Annotated in this window: 2 protein-coding genes; both read right to left on the reverse strand. The window is 58.5% G+C overall.

Features of this window, described 5'->3' with window-relative positions:
* A partial coding sequence (locus Q2B33_RS10875) for an ABC transporter ATP-binding protein (RefSeq protein WP_300913995.1) occupies positions 1–1,784 on the reverse strand: 1,784 nt, incomplete at its 3' end.
* An 80-nt stretch (positions 1,785–1,864) separates the two neighbouring features.
* Positions 1,865–3,211, reverse strand: coding sequence for an ABC transporter ATP-binding protein (locus tag Q2B33_RS10880; protein WP_330691369.1), 1,347 nt, complete (start codon positions 3,209–3,211; stop codon positions 1,865–1,867).
* Positions 3,212–3,366 lie beyond the last annotated feature (155 nt).

Consider the following 3,366-nt stretch of genomic DNA (forward strand, 5'->3'; position numbering starts at 1 on the left):
TATTTCCCCTTCTCGTCCGAGAGGAGCTGCTCATGGCTCCCTCGCTGCACCAGCCGCCCCTCATGGAATACGGCGATGTCGTCGCAGAACCGGCAGGAGGACAGCCTGTGGGAGATATAGATGGCCGTCTTGTCCCCCACCATGGTGTCGAAGCCGGAATAGATTTCATACTCCGACAGGGGATCCAGGCTGGCTGTGGGCTCGTCCAACAGCACGAAAGGCGCGTCCTTGTACAGGGCCCTGGCGATGGCGATCTTCTGGGCCTCGCCGCCGGATATCTCTATGCCGCCGTCCGTGATGTCCTGGTACAGGTATGTGCCAAGCCCCTCCGGAAGCTCCTCCAGCCGCTCTCCCAATCCGGCCTGGCGCAGCACCTCCTCTGCCTTCCCTTCGTCCACCTCCACGGAGGCCGCCACGTTCTCCCCCAGGGGCATGGAAAGGAGCTTGAAGTCCTGGAACACCACTGAGAACAGCCGGACATACTCGTCCTGCCGGAACTTGCGGATGTCCACGCCGTTCAGCAGAATCTCCCCCTCCTGTGGGTCGTAGAGGCGGCACAGGAGCTTGATCATGGTGGTCTTGCCGGAGCCGTTCATGCCCACGATGGCCATACGCTCCCCGATGCGCAGCTTTAAGGAGAAGTCCTCCAGGGCATAGCGCTCCGTCCCAGGATACCGGAAGGAGACATGACGGAATTCTATCTCATACTGATTGTCCAGCCGTTTCTCCACAGGGAGCTTGCCCTTGTACATCTCATCGCTGACGTTCAGCATCTCCAGGGTGCTGGCCACCCTCCTGGCGGTGAGGGACAGCTCGCTTAACCAGTAGCCCATGCACTGGATGCTGTTCAGGATGTTCGTGATGGAGCCTGCGAACTTGATTACACTCCCCACCGGAAACGCCCCCAGCAGGACATAGGCCGCGGAAATCAGGTAGCCTGCCAGCGTTGCCAGGCTATATGCGGCTCCCTGCAGGAACCCCAACCGTCCCGACAGCTTCCCCATGACGGATGTCCATGGGATGACCTTCTCGCCCTCCCGCATGTTCCCCACCGTATAATGCTCCATCAGATTGTATCCGTCATAGAGATGGATGTCCTTGATGAAATGGTAGTCCCCGCTTAAACAGCGGCGCGTCCAGTGCCCGCAAAAGGAATAATATTTCCGGTACAGCTCCTCCGGGTACAGCTCCTCCGGTTCCTTCAAGAGCTGCTCCTGATAAACCGCGCCTGCCTTCGTCCTGGCTCCGGCGAGGAGCCACAGCGCCACAAGCAATACCACAAGCCCCAGGTACATCCACGGATTGCCGTGGGTGACGATAATCTTCAGGATGGGGATGGCCACCACCACGGAGCAAAGCAGTCTGCATATCCCCGACACGACGAATTCCAGATTCCAGAATGCGCTGCCAATCCCGGCTCCCCAGTTATTGTCCTTCCAGATGCGGTCCGTGAGCTTCTTGACATAGGGGCTCTCAATCAGGGAATAGTCCATCTGCTGGAACTTGGCGGGGAAGTCGCTGTCGTAGGTCAGCCAGATCAGGGACTGCTTCGGCTCCACGAACTCGTTCTTCAGGAAGCTGGAGGCCGCGGAGAGCAGGAACGAGGAGCTCAGGAGCAGGATTACCGGCTTCCCCAGTTTTTCCATAGACGCGCCCTCCCAGAGCAGCTCCAGGATATCCGCGGAGAACACCAATCCAAGCGCCGCCTCCACTGCATCCAGCACCAGCCGGAGCGTGGCCAGGAGGAAATAGGTGTTATCGGTTTTTTGAATATATCCTAACATGTTTTTTATGTATCTGATATTGTCCTTCAGTGGAATTTTGCTTGTCAAATCATCCGGCATATTTTTGACCCTCTTTCTCATCATTCAAATTCTATCGCTGCCATCTGCTCCGCGGCTGCCTGTCCATCTCCTGACACATAGTACCGGGACTGTATCTCGAACATTTGAGCGTAGCTTCCCCCCAGCGCCATCAGCTCCTCGTGGGTGCCCTCCTCCTTGATCCGTCCGTCCTCCAGGAAGAGGATCCTGTCCGAGAACTTGGTGCTGGCCAGCCTGTGGGAGATGAACAGGGAAGTCCGGCCTTTGCTGATTTTCACGTATTCCTCATAAACTTCACTCTCGGCGATTGGATCCAGCGCCGAGGTGGGCTCGTCCAGAATCAATATACTCCCGTCTTTATACAATGCCCTGGCAAGGAAGAAGCGCTGGGCCTGGCCTCCGGACAGCTCCACGCCGTCCTTGAAGGCCGTCTTCGTCATAAAGGAATCCATTCCGATGCCCCGCTCCCTGAAGGTCTCTTCCAGCCCGGCCTCCCGCAGGGCCGCCCAGGCCCGCTCCTCATCCGTCTCCCCGGGCTTGCGCAAGGAGATGTTGCAGCCCACCGGGTAGGGGAAGATGGTGGCTTCCTGGAACACCACGGAGAACAGATCGTACAGCGCCCGCTTGGGCACCCCCGCGATGTCCACGCCGTTGATCAGTATCTGCCCCTCGTCCGGCTCGTACAGGCCGCAGAGCAGCTTCACCAGCGTGGTCTTGCCCGCGCCATTGATGCCCAACAGCGCCACCTTCTCCCCGGGCCGTATCACCAGGTTGAAATGGTCGTACACCTTGGAGCGCTTTTCTTCCGTGGAGGACTCTCCTCCCCCGGAACGGCCCTCTTCCGCGGAAGGCTCCTCTTCCGTTTTTTCCCCATAGGAAAAGCTCACGTCCCGGAATTCAATCTCCACAGGGGTCCGATACAGCGCCGCGGGCACCTCTCCCTCCCCGCCGATTTCCGGAAGTTCCATATGGGCCCGCATGCAGGAGGCATCCGCATTCGCCAGCTTCAGTCCGGAATAGGTGTCAACGATGTTCGTGACGAAGCCGGAAAAACCCGTAATCGCCCCGAAGTACACCAGGAACTCCGCGGCGGAGATGTCCCCCTGGAGACAGGTGCAGATCAGGTATGCGTAGGCGAAGCCGTTCCTGCACAGGCTCAGCAATAGCTGTAGAAGGTCTGTGGCGAACATCCTGCGCCGGTTCTTCTTCTCCAGCTTCAGCCTGTGTCCAAAGAGATTCTCTCGAAACGCCATCAGCCAGTCGTTCATGGCAAAGATGCGCACGTCCTTGGCCATCGTGGTATCCTTCATGGCCCGATTCAGGTAACTGATTTCCCGGTCGGACTGGGCGAACTCATCTCTGAGGGCAAGCTGCCAACGGTTCTTCATCCGCAGAATCCCGTAGTTCACCAGGGACAGCCCCAGAAGCAGCGCCACCAGCCAGGGCTTCAGGGTGCTCAGCACCGAGGAATACAGGAAGAAGCTGACCACGTTCACCAAAAGCCACCTGGGGTCGAGATCGGAAGAGCGTCGTGTAGGGAAAG

This window comes from uncultured Acetatifactor sp. (genome assembly GCF_948601915.1).
Lineage (GTDB): Bacteria > Bacillota > Clostridia > Lachnospirales > Lachnospiraceae > Acetatifactor.